This is a genomic window from Halomonas meridiana (assembly GCF_009846525.1).
GTDB lineage: Bacteria > Pseudomonadota > Gammaproteobacteria > Pseudomonadales > Halomonadaceae > Vreelandella.
In genome coordinates, this window is record NZ_CP024621.1 from 2,106,015 (window position 1) to 2,124,972 (window position 18,958).

The window sequence follows — 18,958 nt, forward strand, 5'->3', positions numbered from 1 at the left end:
GCTGGGGAGCGTGGCGGGCCTAATCAACTAACTAAAGATGGTGAAGACATTATGGCTACTGAATATGGATTTGTCTACGTTCTTGCCAACCCTGCTATGCCAGGGCTCTACAAGATCGGATTCACGACTCAATCGGTGCAAGTGCGCATCTCTGAACTGTCACGCGGTACGTCAGTGCCAGCGGCCTTCTACAAGGTGTTGGATATCACTACCTACAATCCCGCCGCTGTGGAGCGTGATGTTCACCTGTTTCTTCGAAACTCACGCAGCAATGCGCGCCGTGAGTTCTTTCAATTTACCAGCGACACAGAAGCGGCGGCGTCTGTTCTGGTAGCTGCTGGCCAATCTAGGTTCTATCAGCCTGTCACGGATAACCGCGCTGGTGATGCGCTGCATGCGATACCTGAGCCTGTCGTACAAATGACATATGAGGAAATTGAGCGCCGCAAGACTGAAGGCAAGGTTGCCATCAAATCCCTCATGGCGATTCTAGACGGGGGAAGCGCGCAATGAGCAATCTAGCCTACCTACCTGGACACGAACCCGATCAGGTGCCCGAAGAGCAACCAAGGGGCCCTCAATTGGAAAACGGCTATGTACGCATTAGTCATGAGGTAATGCGCGCACTTGGACGCGCTAGGCTGCGTGGCTCCGAATACCCCATCGTCCTATTCATCATTGATGAAACGTGGGGGTGGCACGTAAAGCATAAAGTGCTTCGCACTAGCTACATCGCAAAGGGTCTTGGAATCCCTGCAACAAGCGTCTCTGAAGCGGTTGCGGAACTTCTTCGCCGCCGTGTTCTTTACCGTGTTGGCGATAGCCAGGGCCCTATTGGTTTCAATAAAAATTATGACCAATGGCAGAGCAAATCAAGCGCATCTAAAAGGGTTAAGCGAGCCAATCAAGAATCGGGAATGATTCACCATAATGCCGAACAACTCGTTCACGATAATGGTGAACAATTCATTCACCAAAACCGTGAATCTAATAAAGATAGGAAAGATAGGAAAGATATTAACCCCTTGTCGGACTCGTCCGACGAGCACGTGTCGAACGATCTTGAATCTCTTTTCAACGAGTTTTGGCAAGCAGGTCTACCGAAGGACGGCAAGAAGCCAGCCAAGCAGAAATTCATTGCGTTGCTGAAAAAACAAAGCGACCCGGCAGCGTTCACTGCTCGCCTTATCGACGACATCCGCACTCGCCTGGATGCAGCCGTTCCTGGATTCGCAAAGCTTCACCCTAAAACCTACCTGAACCAACAGCGCTGGGAAGACGAACTCCCTGAGCGCTGCCCACATGTCGCCATCATCGAAGCATGGAATACCGAGATGCCCGCGCACATCGAGAAGGTTAGCCCTGAAGACTGGACGCCCGACAGCCATGGATTCCAGGCGCTGGCTAACGCTTGGCACAACTTCAAAACCAAGCCGCGCTCCAGCACTGGCAAGCCCGTATTCACCCAAGAACCTGAAGGCATTGAATTCTACCGAGAGGTCTTCCGTCGCTTAGCGGCTGTAGACCGCATTCACCGTGAAGAATCAGCGCGCTGGTGCCGCCTCTCCTGGGCCGTCAAGCAGCAGGAGACGATCAAGATTTTCAAGGGAGAGATCGCATGATTTACAGCTATGAGGCGGAAGCGAGCGTCATCGGAGCTTGCATTCTCGATCCTGCGCAAATCGACATCGTGTCTGACTTTGTATCCCTGGAAGACTTCTACGTGGAGCACCACCGGGCGATGTGGTCAGGGTTGCAGCAGTTGGCACTGAGCAACGAGGTTGACCCGGTATCCCTGCATGAGCTTGTCAGTGACTATTCGGAGCACTACGGCGGGCTTCAAGGTTTGTGCGAGATGGCCCGCTCGACACCGAGCATCGAAAACGCCAAGGCTTACGCAGCCGCTGTTCGCGACAAGGCTTTACGGCGTCGCCTGAGCATTCACTTGAGTGAGATTACCGAGCAGGTTGGCAACCATCACACCAGCCTGCCCGACCTGATCGACAAAGCACAGTCAAAGCTCGCTAGTGTTATTGGTCAGCGCGCAGGCACTGTGCAACCAGTTCAATCATGGTTGTCGAGCTGGATCGATGACCTGGAAGCTAGGAATGAGGGAACGATCGACCCCATGGGGCTTTTGTTCAACATACCAGAGCTTGATGCAAAAACCAGCGGCATGCACCCCGAGGACCTCATCGTCCTGGGCGGCGAATCCGGCATGGGTAAAACCGTGGTGGCGGCTCACATTCTCGACAGCGTATGCCTACGGCAGAAGAAACCGGCGCTCATGTTTCAGCTTGAGATGCGGAAAGAGCAGGTTTTTAACCGGGTTCTGGGCTCATTTTCTGGTGTGAAGCTGGACGCCCTGAAAAACCCGCGCCGTTTCATGAACGACGAAGGATGGAGCCAGGTTTCGGCGGGCCTTGCTGCTTCAAAGGAAGCTGGGCTTGTTATTGATGACCGCCCTGGACTCACACCTTCTCAAATGCGGGCCGCCGCGAAGCGCTGGAAAGAGCATTACGGCGAGCTGGGCTGCGTGATCATTGACCACGCGGGCATCGTACAGCCAGACGACAAGACCATCCCGCGTGAACAGCAGATGGCCGAAGTATCCAAGTCGGCCAAGATCCTTGCCAAGGAGCTTGGCTGCCCGGTCATTCTCCTGGCGCAAATCAATCGTGAGAACACCAAGCGAAGCGATAAGCGGCCTGTTATGTCAGACCTACGCGAATCAGCGTCGCTTGAGCACAACGCCGACATGATCCTGTTCATCTACCGCGAAGCGAAGCACAACCCGGATTGCGAATACCCCGGCGTTGCTGAGCTGATCGTGGCTAAGCAGCGTGATGGCGAGGTCGGCACTGTTCGCGTTGTGTGCGACTTGAGCCGATCCCAGTTGAAGCCAGCGACTGCCGAGAACATCGCCGACTATCACCGCGAGTTTCCGCGTCAAAACTCCGCGCCCACGCAAGCCGACAAGTTCGCCGTATAGGGGGTGATGTATGTCTTTATCCGTCAAACAACGCGCCCAGCTCCGCGCCAAAGGCATCGTCGTTCGCATCGAGTACGGCAACGGCAGCGTGAAGTGCTCAACGCCCGAGGGTGAGCGGTATTACACGGCAGCCGACCTCAAGGCGATGGCTAAGCCTGGGTTTATGGATCGGTTTACCGCATGGATTGGAGGTGCTGCATGACCACAACATTCACCCCCTGGGAAGCCGTCGAGCTAGAGCTGGTCGCCCAAACCTATGGCGACCCGGACTGGACGGTGAAGCGGATCGCCGAAAAGCTGGAGCGCAGCGAGAACGAGATTTATGCCGCCGCCAAGCTGTTAGGCGTACAGCGTCCCAAGCGCCGCCTGGACTATGCCCGCATTGCCGAGCTGAAAAGCCAAGGGCTGAGCGATGACACCATTGCCAATCTCTTGGGATGCAGCAAGGGCGGCGTACAAGGCGCGTTGCGGTCAATGAACGAAAAGCAGCATGTCGAGAAGCGCAAGCAGCGCGAACTCCGCGAAAAGACCAACAAGCCCTGGCAGCCGAAGGAAAAGCAGTTCCTGGCGGACCATTACTCGAAGCCTAACTGGGACTGCCATCGCATCGCTGTTGAGCTGCGCCGAAGCGAGGCAAGCGTTTACCGCAAGGCGTTTGACCTGGGACTGAAAAAGGGGAAAGCGGCATGAGTAAGCCAGCCAACAAGCCGTTCGTCAGTCGTGCCGCCACTCTACAAGAGGCTATGGCTGCTATCTCCAAACTGCCCCGCGTCCTAACCGACGCCATTCAGCTATGGGGAGACGTGGAGATCATCGTTCAGAAGCGCCAAGTGAAGCGCAGCGTTGATCAAAACAAGCTCCAACGTAAGTGGCTCCTTGAGGCAGAGGCCCAAGGCGACCACACCGCTGAAGAGTATCGCGGTTTCTGCAAGCTGCACTTTGCGGTACCGATCCTGCGTTGGGAGCTTCCCGAGTTCAAAGAGAAGTACGACCGCATCGTTAAGCCGCTGCCTTATGAGGCCAAGCTGGAATTGATGCAGGAGCCTTTGGACTTCCCTTGCACGCGCCTAATGACCAAAGAGCAAAAGTCTCGCTACCTCGATGCGATTTACCAGCACTTCACCGCCCAGGGTATGCGCCTGACTGATCCTGGCCTAAAGGGCATTAACCCGCACGATTACAGAGAGGTGGCGTGATGCTCAAAGCAACCCGTATCGAATCAAGACACATCCGCAACGCTGCCCGTGGTGAGCAGTGCACGCTCGGCATCATCGGCGTCTGCAACGGCAATCCAGAAACAACCGTACTGGCACACCTGCCGGATGAATCGCACGGCATGGGGCGCAAGAGTAACGACATTTCCGCTGCGTTCTGTTGTTCATCCTGCCACGACTGCATCGATGGCCGTACTAATTGGCCGCACGGAGACGCTGGCCCGCGCGAATGGTACATGCGCCGCGCTCAGACGCGGACGCTCCTGCGCCTTATCGAGCTGGGCGTGGTGACTATCAAAGGAGTGAAGCTATGACCGCCCTATGGACCATTCCCGTCCTACTGTCGATCGGCGCCGTGGTGCTGATCGCGTTCACGGCGTTCATTTTCAAAGGCCTGGATGACCAGGGTGAGCCGCTGGAGGACGAGCAGTGAGGATATTCATCCCCTTCTACGGCCCAAGCACCAACGAGATTTACTCAGGCGTTCACTGGTCGGTACGCAAGCGCGCCAAGGATGGTGCGCTGAAGGCGGTCAAGGCGGTCGTTCGTCAGCTCGATATCGACATACCGATATCGACCCGAGTTGACCTGGTGTTCACGCCGCAGCTCGGAAAAGGCGTCCGCAAGCGCGACACCAGCAACAACAGCATGACGGCCAAGCTGGTCGAGGATGCGCTGGTGAAGGCCAAGGTGCTGCATGACGACACCGACGAATACGTGCGCAACGTCACCAATACGCCCGCGCTGATTGATCGCAAGGGCGATACCGGCGTGTGGGTCGAAATTATCCCGGTAAGCGAGGTAGCAGCGTGAAATGGCGTCTCAAAGACAAGGCGAACGATCGCTGCATCGTCTCCGATTGCGGCCAGTACCAGATAAGCAAGTTCACCTGCGGCGGCGTTGATCTATTCATCGTCTACCACCAGGGCAGCGAAATCGGCGACGCACAGAATGGCAATCAGGCGCGGCGTATCGCGGAAAAGCACAAACAGGGGGCGGTATGAATTACGACGACTGGTTAAACGTATCTAATCCATGGGCGGTTGTAGAGGCTGCTGCGCGTAGCGATGTGGCAAGAGACGCAGCAGTTAAGCGCATCATCGACACCATGCTTGAGCTACAACTTGATATGCGGCACGAAAATATCGGCTACCAGCCCTTTAGCGTTGCGTCGATGGCTGGTGAGGTGATGGGAGGTGGCGGGCGTTCAGATCAAGCCATGATCGCCGCAATGCGATACCACCCAGAAAGCGCATGGCATCGCGCCTGCGCCGCGCTACTGGATAGGCTGCCGAAGCGTCAGGCTGCGGCAATGTTGCTTCAGGCCGCCCGCATCCGCCCTGAAAAGATGGGTGATAGCGACTTCATGGTCACGGCGCGGCAAATGATTGAGAGGCAAGACCTGCTATTACGTCGCATTGGGTTTCGCGCAAAAACCGCACTGCCTGATAAAGAAGAGCTGAAAGAGCTTTGCGAGGAAGTGTCGGCAATGAGTAAAGAGGAGATGGAGATGTACAAACCGCCAACTCCGGTGCGTCCATTCCACACAGTTAAGGCGCTGCAGGATTGTGCATTTAAGGCTCGGCGATTACTGCAGGTCTGGATTGAGCAAAAAGAGATTCAAGGCGCAGCGTGAGGAGGACCTATGAACGATAGGAAATCACTACCATCTTTTGTTGATCTCAGGGCTCAATTTATCTACGACGCTGAAACAGGTTCATTGCAATATCGAAAGAAGAAAAACTCAAAACGCCTTCTGAGCAAAGAGGCTGGCCGAATAGTTGAGTCTACTTCAGGTATAAAGTATCGGGTGGTTACTGTGGAGTACCCTTCCGGTCCATCAAAAACCTTTTTCGCCCACCGGGTGGCATGGAAGCTTGAGACTGGAGAGGAGCCGCCAGAGCAGATTGATCATCGCGATGGAGATGGGCTCAATAACGCCTTTTCAAATTTACGGGACGGCACTGGATGCAAAAACGCCCGAAACCGAGTAATGAGCAAGAACAATACGTCGGGCTATAACGGCGTAACGCCCGTCAAAGGCGGTCGCTGGCTGGTTAGGTTCAATTGCGATGGTCAAAGCGTGTACGTGGGTCGCTTTACAGATCTTGATAAGGCTGGCGAAGCCGCGAGAAAAGCCAGAATCCAACGGGGTTTTACAAAAAGGCACGGCCTACCAAAAAATAAATTGCAAAAACGAGTGGATAGCTTAGAATAAATTCCAAGCTGTGACAGCTACGCTTAATCAGCACCTAATTCAAAGCCTCGCCATCGTGCGGGGCTTTTTGCTTTCCGATCCAGCCCGCCGCAGCGCGGGCTTTTTCGTTCCTGTTCCTGTTTCGACGGTCTTTGCCGCCTCTCCCCTTTGGCGGCTTTTTTATTTCCGAGGTGTCCAATGGCTACCAGCCTAAAACAACGGTTGGTGGCCTCGGTCATCGACCGCGAAGGCGGTTACGTAAATCATTCGTCTGACCGTGGCGGGCCGACCAACTACGGCATCACCGTCGCAGTCGCTCGAGAGAACGGATACCGGGGTGATATGCGCAGCCTGCCCAAGTCGCTGGCCGTGCGTATCTACGAAGCCCGCTACTGGACGAGTATTCGACTCGACCGCATTGCGCCGATTAGCGCCACGCTTGCGGAGTACCTGTTCGACTTTGGCGTTCACTCTGGCCCCGGGCGCGCCGCCCAGGAGCTGCAGCGCACACTCAACGTGCTGAACGCTCGCGGAAAACTGTTTCCTGACCTCAAGGTCGATGGCGCTGTTGGCCCAAGCACGCTGAACGCTCTAACTGATTTCCGACAGGCGCGTGGCGGCGCTGGCGTATATGTCCTGGCTGAGTCAATCAACGGCGTGCGCATCGCCTTCTGTCGCGGGCTGGCCGAGCGCGACGAGCGTCAAGAGGATTTCGCCTACGGCTGGTTTAAGCGCGTCGTCAACCTGCGAAATGAAGTAGAGAGCGATCACGCCGACCGATTGGCGGTATCGCTTTACTCCGAAATTGAGACAGGGGGCCGCAGTGTCCGATGAACTAGACAAGCTGGAGCGCAAAGCCTGCGGTGACCCTTGCTTTGACGACGACGAAAAAGCCCTGATCCGCGAAATGATCAGGATTTACCGAGGCTGGGTATTCGTGGCCCGCGTGAGCAAGGGTACGGTCGTAGCGCTCGGCATCATGGCCGCTGGCATCGCTTCATGGGGTGCTGTCGGGGAGGCTATCAAGAAATGGCTAAGCTAAAACTGAGTTTGCGGTTTTTGTTCTTCTCATGGCCGATGGTCGCGGGCTCACTGCTCGTGCTCTGGCTGTTCGCCCAATCAACGACGGGCGCGCAGCTATACGGCCGTTTTTATCCTGTCACCACACCGCTACAAGTGACGTCGGTCGTGCCTGCAGACGTGAATGGCGCGCCTGGATCGCGCATTGCAGGCACAGCTACGCTCAACCGCGAACAGTGCGACTACCTGGATATTCGGTGGACGCTGCACGGCGATGCCAAGAACGTGCGTGCGACCGCGTTTTTCGCCGATGAAGCCCAGGTCAGACGCGCAGGCGTTCAGCAATGGGAAGCGCTGCTAGTGGGCGTGCCGCCTCACAAGCTTAAAGAGACAACCGGCGACGTCGTGCACCGCTGTGGCCTGTTCCCGGTAATGACCCCCTTCTTCCGACCTGATCAATCCATTTTGCCCGAAGCGGTAGGCGCGAAAGCCCGCTGTGTATCCGGCGCGTTTAGTGGCTCCACCGGCCCCGGCACTTGCTCAGGCCATGGTGGCGTCGAGGAGTGGCTGAATGGCTAAGCTGATCCCCGAATGGCGCGCCGGTCATCGCATGTGGTCGGTGCGCCTCGGCGTTGCGGCCGCCCTACTCTATGGCCTGCAGCCCGTGCTCCCGCATTGGGAGGGCGTGATTCCCGAATGGGTCTATGCCGTGCTGGCGTCCGTGGTAGCCATTGCTGGCGTCGTTGCGCGCCTGATCCCGCAGCAGCCTGTCGAGCAAGAGCGACGCCGGAGGAAGCCCGATGTTTGAGATCATCGCCGGAGTCATTGCGTTACTGGTCGGCGCGCTGGGCGTACTGCTCAAGCAGCGGAACAGCGCCCGCAAGCAAGCCGATGACAACGCCCTGGCCGCCAGTCAGGAGCGCGCCCGGCGCGAGCAAGAGCAGCGCATCACCGCCAATCGAGAGAAGGCCAGAGAGGAATCCCAGCATGTACAGCGTGAAAACGATCAGCACAAGAGCGCTGGCACTCGCCCTGCTGTGTTCGGTGATCCTCGGCTGCGCCAACACTCCTCCGGCCCCGACACCGACTAGCTGCAGTATTCCCTCGCTGGCCAGCCTGCCCGAGATACCAGCCAGCCAGCTCAGCAAGCTGGATGACTCGGCATACTGGGCCCTGGTCGAGCGCGAGAAACGAATCACCGATTGGGCGCTGGATATGCGGGCAATTCTACTGGAGGTATGCGATGGCTAAATACCGCAAGAAGCCGGTCTTAATTGAGGCGGCGCAATGGTTCAAGAATGGCGACCACCCCAAGGACTACAGCGTTACGCATACTGGTTATGACAAGGCGCTGGATGACCTGCGCGAATACTCACCAGAAGAGCGCAAGGCAAATGAATGGGAGGGGGACATTGTTCGCTACTACCGAGACCCTGAAGTGTCTGGAGAGAAAGAGTGCAGCTATTGCGGCAAGACAATGCATGTTCATGGCTGGATTGACACTCTAGAAGGCGGGCACATCGTTTGCCCAGGGGACTGGATCATTACTGGAGTCAAGGGTGAACGGTACCCATGCAAGCCCGACATTTTCGAAGCGACCTATGAGGCTGTTGAATGAGCAAGGCCTCCAAACTCCACCGCAACAGCGCAGACAAAACGCTTGAAGACGCCATGCAGGCCGACCTGGCTGAATGCGTGGTGATCGGTAAGACCAAGGACGGCGAAGTCATCTGCTACTACGGCGATGACACCACCGCCGAGACCATGGCCGTTGCCGCACTGATTGTTCAGGACAGCGCGACACGGCTGCTCATTGATGACGATTAACTCAAGGCAAGCGCCGGAGGTGATCCATCTGAGAGGCGGGCTACTCATCCCGTCACCACGTCGAGAGACGTAGATGCGCATCAAAGAGCGTTCCTATCCTGGGCGCTCTCTAATGTGTGTTAACCATAGGTAACGACATGACCAAGAAGGCTGCCAAAGAGGCTGTCGCGCCTGACGGCTCGGCAGTCTCGCTTTGTTGATGAGTACCTGATCGATTTGAATGCCAAGCAGGCCGCTATTCGTGCTGGCTACGCCGAGCGAAGCGCCGAGGTGACGGCTAGCAGGCTGTTAAGTAATGCTAAGGTCGCAGCCGCTATTCAGGAGCGCATGAGTGAGCGCTCAGAGCGTACCAAGATCGACGCCGATTATGTACTTCGCCGCCTAGTTGAGATCGACCAGATGGACGTGCTCGACATCCTGGCTGATGACGGATCCTTGAAGCCTGTACACCAATGGCCATCATCGTGGCGCCGGTACCTGTCGGGCATGGATGTTTCCGAGCTATGGGAATGGCAAGACGAAGAACGTAAGCAGGTTGGTCTGCTCAAGAAGATTAAGTGGCCCGACAAGGTGAAGAATCTGGAGTTGCTTGGCAAGCACGTCGATGTTCAGGCGTGGCGAGAGCAGCACGGTCACGGTAACCGAAAGGGCGGGCCCATTGAGGTGCTTGGTATAACCACTGACAACCCTCAAGAGGCTGCTCGCCTGTACCGCGAAATGATGGGTGACTGATGCCAATACCGTTCCCATTTGACTTCCGCAACCCTGATTATGTCCAGGTTTTTGAATGGCGTGCCGAGAGGCTTCGCAGGATTCGAGAGAACCCTAGCTGCATTCCGGCTATGAAGGCCTATTACCGGGACCACCCTGCCCAATTCATTATTGATTGGGGTATGACCTACGACCCCAGGAACCCGGAGCGCGGGCTGCCTGCCAGCATCCCTTTCTTGTTATTCCCAAGGCAAGAGGAGTGGATAGAATGGTTTATGGAGCGATGGGCTAGCCAGGAGCCAGGGATTACTGAGAAGACCCGCGACATGGGCATGTCTTGGCTGACGATTGGCCTGGGCTGTACTGTCTGCCTGCATCGGCAAGGCATGGCAGTAGGCTTTGGCTCGCGCAAAGAGGAGTACGTTGACAAGATCGGGTCTCCGAAGTCCTTATTTGAGAAAGCGCGCACGTTCATGGGTATGCTGCCGCGAGAGTTTCGAGGTGGCTGGAATCGCAAGCTGAATGCGCCTCATATGCGCGTCATCTTTCCAGAAACAGAATCAGTCATGACAGGCGAGTCTGGCGATGGAATCGGTCGTGGTGATCGCGCTGGTTTCTATATTGTCGATGAGTCCGCCTTCCTTGAGCGACCACATCTTGTGGATGCCTCGCTATCGGCCACCACAAACTGTCGTCAAGACATATCGACGCCGAACGGCATGGGGAACTCCTTTGCGCAACGTCGCCATAGCGGAAAGGTGAAGGTATTTACCTTCCATTGGCGGGACGACCCCAGGAAGGATCAGGCGTGGTACGACAAGCAGGTTGCTGAGCTTGACCCTGTGACTGTGGCGCAAGAGATTGACATTAACTACAGCGCTTCGGTCGAAGGGGTTTTGATCCCGTCCGCCTGGGTGCAGGCAGCCGTCGATGCCCACAAGAAGCTTGGCATTGAGCCGACAGGTGAACGATTTGGCGCACTTGACGTGGCCGATGAGGGTAAGGACAAGAATGCTTATGCCGGACGTCACGGAATCCTGCTCAACTTGATCGAAGAGTGGTCAGGCAAAGGCTCGGACATTTTCGGTACCGTTCAGAAAGCATTTGATCTGACTGACGAGCATGGCGGAGAGCGGTTTGATTACGACGCCGACGGTCTGGGCTCAGGTGTTCGCGGCGATGCTCGCGTAATTAATGAGCAGCGCACCGAGCAAAAGCGCTCCTTACTGCAGATACAGCCATTTCGAGGCTCTGGCGGCGTGATTGACCCCTGATGGCGAAATGGTGGCCAAGCGAAAAAACAAAGACTTTTTCGGCCAACCTCAAAGCGCAATCATGGTGGGCGCTGCGCATCCGCTTTCAGCGCACGTACCGAGCAGTAGTTGAGGGCATGGAATACCGCCCAGACGAGATCATATCCATAGACAGCCGCTTATCAATCCTATCCAAGCTAACCCTTGAGCTGTCTCAGCCTACCTATCACATCAATGGCACTGGAAAGGTGGTGGTCGACAAATCCCCTGATGGCACCCAGTCACCCAACCTCGGTGATGCCGTCATGATTCTTTACGCACCAAACAAGGCGCCAATTGACCGCTTCCAAGCAATGGCCGAATAGGAGACACCATGCCGAGTTACAACGAGGACGGCTATCGCTCGGCATTGACCGGCGGTCGCCGCCAGCAGGCCACAGCCATTGGATTACGCCGCGATGTATGCCCGCGGCGGAATCTTTGCGCGAGTGATCGATATTCCCGCAGACCTCTCGATGTCGCGAGGTATTGAGGTAGAGGGTGACGATGACGACGTCATCACAGACGAGTTCGACCGACTGGATTTAGTGGGCAACATGTCGGACGCGCTGCGTTGGGCTCGCCTGGACGGCGGCTCGGCGTTGATGCTGCTGACCGATACCGGCGAGCTGGACGAGCCGATGCCGGAGAAGCATCGGCCAGATCACCGAGATTCGGGTCATTGGAATCGATCAGTTATCCGTTTGCCCCGGGCGGTTATTACGACGATCCGGGGCAAAGCAACTACGGCCAGCCTGAGATGTATCAGGTGCGCCCCATTCAGATGGGGAACTCCAGTAGTACCGGGTTTTTTCACCGTCCATGAGTCGCGGATTCTGCCTGTTTATGGCGACCCCCTGCCCGCACGTATGCGGCTAGGCGCTCGGGTGCCTTGGCTAGGCCGCTCGGCAGCCATCGAAGGCTATGCCGCTATCGAGCGCTACCAGAAGTCTGTTCGCCTTGGCCTGGAAATCATGAAGCGCAAGCAGCAGGCCGTTCACAAAATGAAAGGGCTGGCCGAGCTGATCCAAAACCGGCAGGAGGACTTGGTACGAAAGCGTGTTGATCTCGTAGATGACGTGCGCTCGCTCATGAACGGCGTGGCCGTGGACGCCGAAGACGACTATATCGTCTACGACCAGAACCTGTCTGGCGTGAAAGACGTGATCGGCGAATGCCAGGTCGACGTTTCGGCGCAGTTCGGTATTCCGGTGACGGAGATTTTCGGACGCTCTGCGGCTGGACTGAACAACACGGGCGAGCACGATCTTGAGGGCTTGTACGACTTGTGCGAGGGCATCCAGAAAACATCCGCGCAGCCCGCTATCGAGCGATTGATCGAGGCCATCGGACGCCAGCAAGGCGTCGCCCTGCCCTCGTCTTACAAGATCAAGTGGCCATCACTCTGGACGCCCACCGACGAGCAGGCAGCCGAGACGCGGCACAAAAACGCCCAGGCCGAGAAGGCCGAAGCCGAAGCTCGCCAAATCGACTTTGATATGGGCGTGGTAAGCGAAGCCGAGCTGCGAGCGGATGCTGCAAACGAGGGTCGCTACGGCCTGGGGGTGTCGAATGGCTCGGCCTAAGTGGGCGCATCCCGAAGCGATTGAACGCGAGTATCAGCTTGACATTGAGCGGGTGGCCAAGCAGTGCCGGGTGGAGATTAATAAGCAGGTAATGCCGGAAGTGTCCGCCTTGCACGAAATGGCGACCCGCTACCGCCCTGACTCCATTGGCGGAGAGATTGACGAAGGCACATGGGTGGACCGCCTCAATAAGCTGCTGAACTCGGTTCTTCAGGTGACGCTAGGCTCGACTGCTTTTCGCGCCTTCACTGGCTCAACAGCAAGCTTCGACGGTGTAGACGTTCGCCGCTTCGCTGAGCGCATCAAGGACTTCAATCTGCGGCAAGTGCGCAAGCTCACCAGGGCGCGCTATGGCGAGGCGTATAACCGCGCTGAACCGTGGCTTGATGACCTGATGCGCGCCTGGGAGCTGGAAAACCTGAAGCTCATCCGTTCCATCCCCGAGCGGTACGTCGACAACCTGCAAGGCACGATCATTCGGGCGATTAATGAAGGCCAGAACGTCACGCAGCTTAAAGAGACGATACGCGCTACTTATGACCAGCCAGTTAACCGCGCTCAGCTCATCGCCAACGACCAAGTGGGCAAGCTAAACGCCAACCTGACCGAGTACCGGCAAAAAAGCGTAGGCATTGCTGAGTACACTTGGCGCACTGTCATGGATGGTCGGGAGCGGCCGGAACATGGGCGGCGCAACGGCGAAACGTTTAGCTGGAAGCGTCCACCTAGTGACGGCCATCCTGGTATGGCCGTTCGCTGCCGCTGCTTTGCTGAGCCCAAATGGCCTGAACGCGACGAGGCAAGACTGACATGAGCGTAAACCGCTATGACCGGGTGCCTATTGGTGCGAAGTTCACCGAGGACGGCTACCTAGAAGACTCGCCCGTGCTGACCCGCACGGGCGTTTTCGTTTACAGAGACGGCAACGGCAAGGAGCGGCGAGAGCTGCGGCGGCCGGAAGACGTTTTCAAGGCCGATTCTCTGGCCACCTACCGCAACAAGCCCATCACCAAAGGCCACCCGGGCAAGGTCAACGCTGGCAACCTCAAAGCCCACCAGATCGGCACGGTGACCAGCGAGGGTCGCCAGGACGGCGACAACGTGGTGAGCGATATCGTCATCCACGACCCGCGTGTGATCAAGCAAGACGGCTGGAAAGAGCTATCCGTGGGCTACGCGGTCGATCTGATCGAAGAGCCCGGCGAATACAACGGTGAGCGTTACGACGCCCGCCAAACGAACATCCGCGTAAATCATATAGCGGTTGTGCCCATCGGTCGGGCCGGTAACGGCCGCCTCAATCTCGATGCTGCTGACGCGGCAACACCCATTGATGACGAGGATTTACCTGTCATGGAAAAAGTACGTCTCGATAGCGGCCTCGAATACGATGCCGCGCCAGAGGTCGCCAACGCCTACCGCAAGACGCGGCAAGACCTGGACGACGCCAACACCAAACTGAGCGAAGAGAAAGCCCGCGCCGATTGCTGCCGAAGCCGCCAAGAAAGAGGCCGAGGACAACGCTGAGAAGATCAAGCAAGACGCCGTTGATCAGGCCCGTGCCCGCCTTGAGCTGGAAGCCGTGTGCAAAGAGCAAGGCGTCGACATCAAGCAGGATGCGACCGACCGCCAACTGAAAGAGGCGGTGACGCTCAAGCTCATTCCCGGCATGAAATTCGACGGCCAGGATGACGCCTACGTGAATGCCTCGTATGACATCGCAATGAAAAGCGCCGGACAAGCGCCGCGACGACGCCGCCAGTCAGCGCAAAAAAGCGACGCCCATCCACCAAGATGGCGCGGCAAAACCAACAGCCAGTGCCGCATCAGCGCGCCAGAAAATGGCCGCCCGTCAGCGGCGGCGAGAAAGTGGAGGGTGACCAATGATCTACGAAATGGATAAAGCTCGCGCAGGCATGAAGGCAGACGCTGGTTTTTGATCGCGTCGAATCCTTCCCGGCGGCAGGCGTGGTCCAATTTTGGCCATGTGGTCGGCGTCAATGCCGATGGTGCTGTTGTGAACGGTGCTGGTACTCGCTTCGCGGGCATCGCGCTGCATACGCACACCAAGATCGATAACTACGACCAGTACGACGATGTGTCTGTGCTGACGCGCGGCTTGGCGTGGTGCGTAGTCACCGACGCGGGCACCGGTGACCGATGGCGGCGCCGTTGAGATCGATGCTACGGGCAAGGTGCAAGACGCGGACGCCGGTACCGGCCGTGCCTAACGCCGTGTTCCGCTCTGCGCTCGGAAGTCATGGGTGACGGCACTCGCCTCGCCTGCGTCGAGCTGGCCCACCCCTTCGCATAAGGAACTGAGAAATGTTCGAACAGCATATGAACTACGACGCCGCTGATCTGGCGGCGGTGATGGATGCAGGCGAGCGCCTGGGCATCGAGCGGGAGGATGAAGGCATCTTCCTGGCGCGTCAGCTCGACTACGTGAAGACGCGAATTTACGGAAGTCCTGACGCCGCAACTGACCGGCTTTGCAGTTGGTGCCGGTATCCACCGAGGTGCCTGAGTACGCCGAGTCGTTCACGTACCGCACCTACGACGAAGTCGGCATGGCCAAGTTCATCTCGAACTACGCTGATGACCTGCCTCGCGTCGATGTGGTCGGCAAAGAGGAAACGCTCAAGCTGAAAAGCATGGGTGATGCCTACGGCTACAGCCTGGACGAAATGCGCTTGGCTAATGCAATGGGGCACCAACCTATCGGAGCGCAAAGGTCGTGTTGCCCGCAAAGCGATTGACCAGCTGGTGAACAAGGTTGCCCTGGTCGGCGATGCCGCTCACGGCTTCTACGGCTTTACCAACCATCCCAACCTGGGCGAAACCGCCGTAACAGGCGACTGGACCAACCCGGCGACCACCGGCCAGCAAATCCTCGATGACCTGCTGGCGATGTACGACGCCGTGCAAATCCAGTCATTCGATAACCACATCCCGAACACGCTGGCCCTGGCGCCGACTCGCCGCTCTGCGCTGATGCGCAAGAACGTCAACGAGGGCGGCAACTGGGAATCGGTCATGGCGCGCTTCCGCTCTCTCTATCCGGGCGTGAACATTATCGCTTCGACCGAGCTGGAACCCAGCGCAGCCAACGGCAACGAGTCGACTGCCGTCATGTATGAACGCGACGTCGACAACATGAAGCATCGAGATTCCGCGCCCGTTCGAGCAGCTGCCTGCCGAGAAGCGCAACCTCGAAATGGTGATCGACTGTATCGCCAAATGCTCCGGCGTGGCTATCTACCGCCCGCTGTCACTCACTAAAGCCGTGGGAGTTTGATTCATGGGTTTGTATCGCAACACCACCAAGGGCGTCATCAATGTGGGCGGCGCGTTCTGCGCCCCCGGCAAGACCGCCGAGTTTTGAACGACAAGGCTCCTGGCCTGGACCGCATGCTCAAGCGCGGCGTGCTGGCCAAGTCAACGGCAAGCAAGCCCGACCCGGTGCCGACCAAGAAAGACGGCGGCAAAGCCGAGTAACCCGAGGGGCTGCGGCCCCTCCCTGATTCCAAGAGGCTGCCATGCAATATGTCACCGTTGCCGATGTAGACGAGAAGCTGGGCGACGCCTGGGCGCCAGAGGCCGACAAGACTCGCTTTGTCGCCATGGCAAACGCCTATCTATCGGCCCAGCGCATTCAGATACCTGACCCTGTGCCGGAGGAGATCAAGCTGGCCGGTGCTGAGCTGGCAGCGGCGGCGGCTGACGGCAGCCTGTACGTCACGCAGACGCAAGGCGCGCTGACGCAGAAACGCGTTAAAGCCGACACTGTAGAGAGCGAAAAGCGCTATGCAGACGTGTCGGCCACCTTCGGCAAAAATGCCGCCCTGCCTGAGCGCGTCCAATTCGCCCTAGCGCTGATCGAGCAATACCGCATCATCCCGATGGGCATCACTGTGGGGTATGGCAACCATGAGCTTACGTGACGAGCTACAGGCCGATATTGCCGAAGCGTTCAACGATGAAGACGGTCTGGCCGACGCCGTGACCGTGTTTAGCTGTACGCGCGAGGTGGTCACCGGCGGCTATGACCCCGAGACTGGCACCACGCCCCAAACCACTATTGGTTATCAGGGTCGTGGTGTATTCGGCGGCTTCCGGTCATTTGAGATCGACGGCGCTCGCATCCTTGCTACGGATACCAAGCTGACGGCCATGCAGAACGAGATATGGCGCGTCGAGAATGGCGAGGTCACGAATACGCCGGACGCACCGCAGGTTGACGACATTATCAACGGCCTGACCGTGATGGATGTTAAGCAAGACCCGGCCCGCGTCGCTTGGACGTGCCAGCTTCGGAGGACGTGACCATGGCTAGAGGATGGAGTCGTCCGCTCGCGGGCTTTGCCGCTCAATCGCGCGACATGATAATGGTCAACATGACGGCGGCCTCAGAGCAGGCGGCGCGTGATGTGATCTATGAGTCGCCCAAAGACACTAGTCGATACCTCGCCAACCATAACTTCTCGATCAATGAGCCAGACGAAACATTTGACCGAGGGGCGCCGAGACGTTTCACGGAACGACGCTCTTGCCAATGCGAGACGCGCCATCGCCGCGCTTCGTCCCGGCGACGTCTTTCATGTGGTTAACACCACGCCCTATGGCGAATTCCTCGAGTACGGCACCTCGCGCATGGCTCCGTATGCCGTGTATCAAAAGGCTGCCAATAATTTGAGGGGGAAGTATGGCTAACCCAACTTTTGAAGGCATCCGCCTAGCCATCGAGCGCCGACTGGCGAGCTGGGACGGCGCACCGGTCGAGTATGACGGCGCGCAGCAATCGCCAGCGTTGAAAGCAGCCATCGAGGCCAAGCAAAGCTGGGTGCGCTGCACGATTCAGCATGGTGATAGCTTCGCTCCCTACAAGGGCGCTTCCACCAGGCGTTCGCCGGACAGGCTTGACCCAGTTCCAAGTCTTTACGCCGGAACGACAAGGGTCCTCGGCCTGCCGCCCTGCTCGCAGACTCACTTGCCGGAGCACTTTCAATTTTACCGAGACGCCGGGCTTGAGCTGCTAACGGCTAGCGTGCAGCGAGTGGGGCCGGAAAACGGCTGGTACATGTATTTGGTCAGCCTGCCATGGCGCGCTGGCTAACCTAAACAACTCACCCCAATGGCCCGCTTGCGCGGGCTTTTTTATGCCTGTGAAACGGCCATAGGAGATACCCATGTCTAGCGGCTCTCAGATTGTCAGCTATTTAGTCGCAGAAACCACGCCCGGCGTGACGCCCATTGAACCCGCTTGGGATACATTGCGCCTGACCGGAAACAGCATGACGCCGAATGTCAGTACCGAGACGAGCGAGGAAATTCGCGCTGATCGAATGGCGGGCGGCTCGATTATTACCTCCCTCGACTATCAAGGGGATTTGAGCGCTGAGTTCTCGGCGGTGTCGTTTGACCAATTACTCGAAGCCGCCTTTTACGGCGACTGGACCGCAGACGTTCTCGAAGTGGGGAGCTCTCGCCACACCTTCACCCACGTCAAGGGCTATCAGGACATTGGCGTATGGGCCACGTTTCGAGGCCTGCATATCGGCACGCTGGCGTTGGAAATCCCCGAAGAAGGCAAGATCACCTGCACCTTCACGGGCATGGCGCTTGAGAGCGAGGACGGTACCACCAACCCCACGACCGGCGATACCATCAACCCGCCCACAGAGACCGTCCCAATGGGTTCGGCCACCTCAGTCGGCGACGTCCTAATTAACGGACAAACGCTGGCGGGCGAAGCCTGCGTATCTGCCCTGTCGATGACGATCGACAACACCATGCAGGTACAGCGCTGCCTTGGTCGAGCCGGTCCTGGCGCGCTGATTGCCACGCGAGCCAATATCACCGGTCAGGTCACGCTGGCATGGTCGGCAGCCTCTTACCAAATCTGGAAAAAGATGCTGACCCGCGAGGCTGTGGGCATCGTGTTCCCGCTGGAAGACGCGGCGGGCAATAGCTACACGTTTGAGATTCCTGCCGCTGAGCTGGACGGCGATCTTCCTGATGGTGGTAACGAGTCAATTATTCAGGTTCAGCTCAACTTCACCGCGAAGCTCACGCCCGTAAAAGTGACGCGCGTACTCGCACCTTAACCCTTTAGGTAG

General features: G+C 57.6%; 33 protein-coding genes. All 33 read left to right on the forward strand.

Going from position 1 to position 18,958, the window contains the following annotated elements; genetic code table 11:
• The first annotated feature begins 51 nt into the window (after positions 1-51).
• The 33 genes from CTT34_RS10200 (at position 52) to CTT34_RS10345 (ending at position 18,946) form a co-directional block, all read left to right on the forward strand.
• Positions 52-513, forward strand: coding sequence for a GIY-YIG nuclease family protein (locus CTT34_RS10200; protein ID WP_159342341.1), 462 nt, complete (start codon positions 52-54; stop codon positions 511-513).
• Positions 510-1,622: a replication protein gene (locus tag CTT34_RS10205; RefSeq protein WP_159342342.1), complete on the forward strand. Its 1,113-nt coding sequence runs from the start codon at positions 510-512 to the stop codon at positions 1,620-1,622. Before CTT34_RS10200 ends, CTT34_RS10205 begins: the two co-directional genes overlap by 4 nt.
• Entirely contained in the window at positions 1,619-2,992 is a 1,374-nt protein-coding gene (locus CTT34_RS10210) for a replicative DNA helicase (protein ID WP_159342343.1), read from the forward strand. Before CTT34_RS10205 ends, CTT34_RS10210 begins: the two co-directional genes overlap by 4 nt.
• 10 nt (positions 2,993-3,002) lie before the next feature.
• The gene (locus CTT34_RS10215) at positions 3,003-3,194 is read left to right on the forward strand and encodes a hypothetical protein (RefSeq protein ID WP_159342344.1); all 192 of its coding nucleotides are present in this window, start codon (positions 3,003-3,005) and stop codon (positions 3,192-3,194) included.
• Complete coding sequence (locus tag CTT34_RS10220) at positions 3,191-3,682, forward strand: hypothetical protein (protein WP_159342345.1); 492 nt, start codon at positions 3,191-3,193, stop codon at positions 3,680-3,682. Before CTT34_RS10215 ends, CTT34_RS10220 begins: the two co-directional genes overlap by 4 nt.
• The gene (locus CTT34_RS10225; protein ID WP_159342346.1) at positions 3,679-4,188 is read left to right on the forward strand and encodes a hypothetical protein; all 510 of its coding nucleotides are present in this window, start codon (positions 3,679-3,681) and stop codon (positions 4,186-4,188) included. Before CTT34_RS10220 ends, CTT34_RS10225 begins: the two co-directional genes overlap by 4 nt.
• Complete coding sequence (locus CTT34_RS10230) at positions 4,188-4,520, forward strand: DUF1364 domain-containing protein (protein WP_159342347.1); 333 nt, start codon at positions 4,188-4,190, stop codon at positions 4,518-4,520. The genes CTT34_RS10225 and CTT34_RS10230 overlap by 1 nt, the downstream gene beginning before the upstream one ends.
• Complete coding sequence (locus CTT34_RS18600; RefSeq protein WP_302476114.1) at positions 4,517-4,639, forward strand: hypothetical protein; 123 nt, start codon at positions 4,517-4,519, stop codon at positions 4,637-4,639. Before CTT34_RS10230 ends, CTT34_RS18600 begins: the two co-directional genes overlap by 4 nt.
• Complete coding sequence (locus CTT34_RS10235) at positions 4,636-5,019, forward strand: RusA family crossover junction endodeoxyribonuclease (RefSeq protein ID WP_159342348.1); 384 nt, start codon at positions 4,636-4,638, stop codon at positions 5,017-5,019. The genes CTT34_RS18600 and CTT34_RS10235 overlap by 4 nt, the downstream gene beginning before the upstream one ends.
• Positions 5,016-5,210, forward strand: a complete 195-nt coding sequence (locus CTT34_RS10240) for a hypothetical protein (RefSeq protein ID WP_159342349.1) — start codon at positions 5,016-5,018, stop codon at positions 5,208-5,210. The genes CTT34_RS10235 and CTT34_RS10240 overlap by 4 nt, the downstream gene beginning before the upstream one ends.
• Positions 5,207-5,842: a hypothetical protein gene (locus tag CTT34_RS10245; protein ID WP_159342350.1), complete on the forward strand. Its 636-nt coding sequence runs from the start codon at positions 5,207-5,209 to the stop codon at positions 5,840-5,842. Before CTT34_RS10240 ends, CTT34_RS10245 begins: the two co-directional genes overlap by 4 nt.
• Positions 5,843-5,851: 9 nt before the next feature.
• On the forward strand, positions 5,852-6,424 hold the full coding sequence (locus tag CTT34_RS10250; protein WP_159342351.1) for an HNH endonuclease signature motif containing protein: 573 nt from the start codon (positions 5,852-5,854) through the stop codon (positions 6,422-6,424).
• A gap of 177 nt (positions 6,425-6,601) precedes the next feature.
• Complete coding sequence (locus CTT34_RS10255; protein WP_159342352.1) at positions 6,602-7,237, forward strand: glycoside hydrolase family 108 protein; 636 nt, start codon at positions 6,602-6,604, stop codon at positions 7,235-7,237.
• On the forward strand, positions 7,227-7,445 hold the full coding sequence (locus CTT34_RS10260) for a hypothetical protein (RefSeq protein ID WP_159342353.1): 219 nt from the start codon (positions 7,227-7,229) through the stop codon (positions 7,443-7,445). Before CTT34_RS10255 ends, CTT34_RS10260 begins: the two co-directional genes overlap by 11 nt.
• Positions 7,433-8,002 carry a DUF3761 domain-containing protein gene (locus CTT34_RS18320; protein ID WP_217352951.1) on the forward strand — a complete coding sequence of 190 codons (570 nt, stop codon included), beginning with the start codon at positions 7,433-7,435 and terminating at the stop codon, positions 8,000-8,002. The genes CTT34_RS10260 and CTT34_RS18320 overlap by 13 nt, the downstream gene beginning before the upstream one ends.
• On the forward strand, positions 7,995-8,231 hold the full coding sequence (locus CTT34_RS10270) for a DUF7940 domain-containing protein (protein ID WP_159342354.1): 237 nt from the start codon (positions 7,995-7,997) through the stop codon (positions 8,229-8,231). The genes CTT34_RS18320 and CTT34_RS10270 overlap by 8 nt, the downstream gene beginning before the upstream one ends.
• The gene (locus CTT34_RS10275) at positions 8,224-8,514 is read left to right on the forward strand and encodes a hypothetical protein (protein ID WP_159342355.1); all 291 of its coding nucleotides are present in this window, start codon (positions 8,224-8,226) and stop codon (positions 8,512-8,514) included. The genes CTT34_RS10270 and CTT34_RS10275 overlap by 8 nt, the downstream gene beginning before the upstream one ends.
• A 152-nt stretch (positions 8,515-8,666) precedes the next feature.
• Positions 8,667-9,041, forward strand: coding sequence for a hypothetical protein (locus tag CTT34_RS18475; protein WP_159342356.1), 375 nt, complete (start codon positions 8,667-8,669; stop codon positions 9,039-9,041).
• On the forward strand, positions 9,038-9,250 hold the full coding sequence (locus tag CTT34_RS10285) for a hypothetical protein (protein WP_159342357.1): 213 nt from the start codon (positions 9,038-9,040) through the stop codon (positions 9,248-9,250). Before CTT34_RS18475 ends, CTT34_RS10285 begins: the two co-directional genes overlap by 4 nt.
• Before the next feature lie 216 nt (positions 9,251-9,466).
• Positions 9,467-9,982 (forward strand): terminase small subunit, encoded by a 516-nt coding sequence (locus CTT34_RS10290; protein WP_302476115.1) that lies wholly within the window; start codon positions 9,467-9,469, stop codon positions 9,980-9,982.
• The gene (locus CTT34_RS10295; protein WP_217352952.1) at positions 9,982-11,235 is read left to right on the forward strand and encodes a TerL protein; all 1,254 of its coding nucleotides are present in this window, start codon (positions 9,982-9,984) and stop codon (positions 11,233-11,235) included. The genes CTT34_RS10290 and CTT34_RS10295 overlap by 1 nt, the downstream gene beginning before the upstream one ends.
• Positions 11,235-11,579 (forward strand): hypothetical protein, encoded by a 345-nt coding sequence (locus tag CTT34_RS18330; protein WP_217352953.1) that lies wholly within the window; start codon positions 11,235-11,237, stop codon positions 11,577-11,579. Before CTT34_RS10295 ends, CTT34_RS18330 begins: the two co-directional genes overlap by 1 nt.
• Positions 11,580-11,657: 78 nt before the next feature.
• Entirely contained in the window at positions 11,658-12,839 is a 1,182-nt protein-coding gene (locus tag CTT34_RS10300) for a phage portal protein (RefSeq protein WP_159342358.1), read from the forward strand.
• On the forward strand, positions 12,826-13,653 hold the full coding sequence (locus CTT34_RS10305; protein ID WP_159342359.1) for a phage head morphogenesis protein: 828 nt from the start codon (positions 12,826-12,828) through the stop codon (positions 13,651-13,653). Before CTT34_RS10300 ends, CTT34_RS10305 begins: the two co-directional genes overlap by 14 nt.
• Positions 13,650-14,366, forward strand: a complete 717-nt coding sequence (locus CTT34_RS10310) for a DUF2213 domain-containing protein (RefSeq protein ID WP_217352954.1) — start codon at positions 13,650-13,652, stop codon at positions 14,364-14,366. The genes CTT34_RS10305 and CTT34_RS10310 overlap by 4 nt, the downstream gene beginning before the upstream one ends.
• Before the next feature lie 55 nt (positions 14,367-14,421).
• The gene (locus tag CTT34_RS18335) at positions 14,422-14,742 is read left to right on the forward strand and encodes a hypothetical protein (protein ID WP_217352955.1); all 321 of its coding nucleotides are present in this window, start codon (positions 14,422-14,424) and stop codon (positions 14,740-14,742) included.
• Between the two features lie 33 nt (positions 14,743-14,775).
• Positions 14,776-15,015, forward strand: coding sequence for a structural cement protein Gp24 (locus CTT34_RS10315; RefSeq protein WP_159342360.1), 240 nt, complete (start codon positions 14,776-14,778; stop codon positions 15,013-15,015).
• Positions 15,016-15,340: 325 nt separating this feature from the next.
• Positions 15,341-15,598, forward strand: coding sequence for a major capsid family protein (locus tag CTT34_RS10320; protein WP_159342361.1), 258 nt, complete (start codon positions 15,341-15,343; stop codon positions 15,596-15,598).
• The gene (locus CTT34_RS10325) at positions 15,540-16,121 is read left to right on the forward strand and encodes a major capsid family protein (RefSeq protein WP_159342362.1); all 582 of its coding nucleotides are present in this window, start codon (positions 15,540-15,542) and stop codon (positions 16,119-16,121) included. The genes CTT34_RS10320 and CTT34_RS10325 overlap by 59 nt, the downstream gene beginning before the upstream one ends.
• Before the next feature lie 257 nt (positions 16,122-16,378).
• Positions 16,379-16,783 carry a protein singed gene (locus CTT34_RS10330; protein ID WP_159342363.1) on the forward strand — a complete coding sequence of 135 codons (405 nt, stop codon included), beginning with the start codon at positions 16,379-16,381 and terminating at the stop codon, positions 16,781-16,783.
• Positions 16,770-17,165 (forward strand): hypothetical protein, encoded by a 396-nt coding sequence (locus CTT34_RS10335; protein ID WP_159342364.1) that lies wholly within the window; start codon positions 16,770-16,772, stop codon positions 17,163-17,165. Before CTT34_RS10330 ends, CTT34_RS10335 begins: the two co-directional genes overlap by 14 nt.
• A gap of 379 nt (positions 17,166-17,544) precedes the next feature.
• The gene (locus tag CTT34_RS10340) at positions 17,545-17,955 is read left to right on the forward strand and encodes a hypothetical protein (protein ID WP_159342365.1); all 411 of its coding nucleotides are present in this window, start codon (positions 17,545-17,547) and stop codon (positions 17,953-17,955) included.
• A gap of 73 nt (positions 17,956-18,028) precedes the next feature.
• Positions 18,029-18,946, forward strand: coding sequence for a phage tail tube protein (locus CTT34_RS10345; protein WP_162527873.1), 918 nt, complete (start codon positions 18,029-18,031; stop codon positions 18,944-18,946).
• Positions 18,947-18,958: the final 12 nt, after the last annotated feature.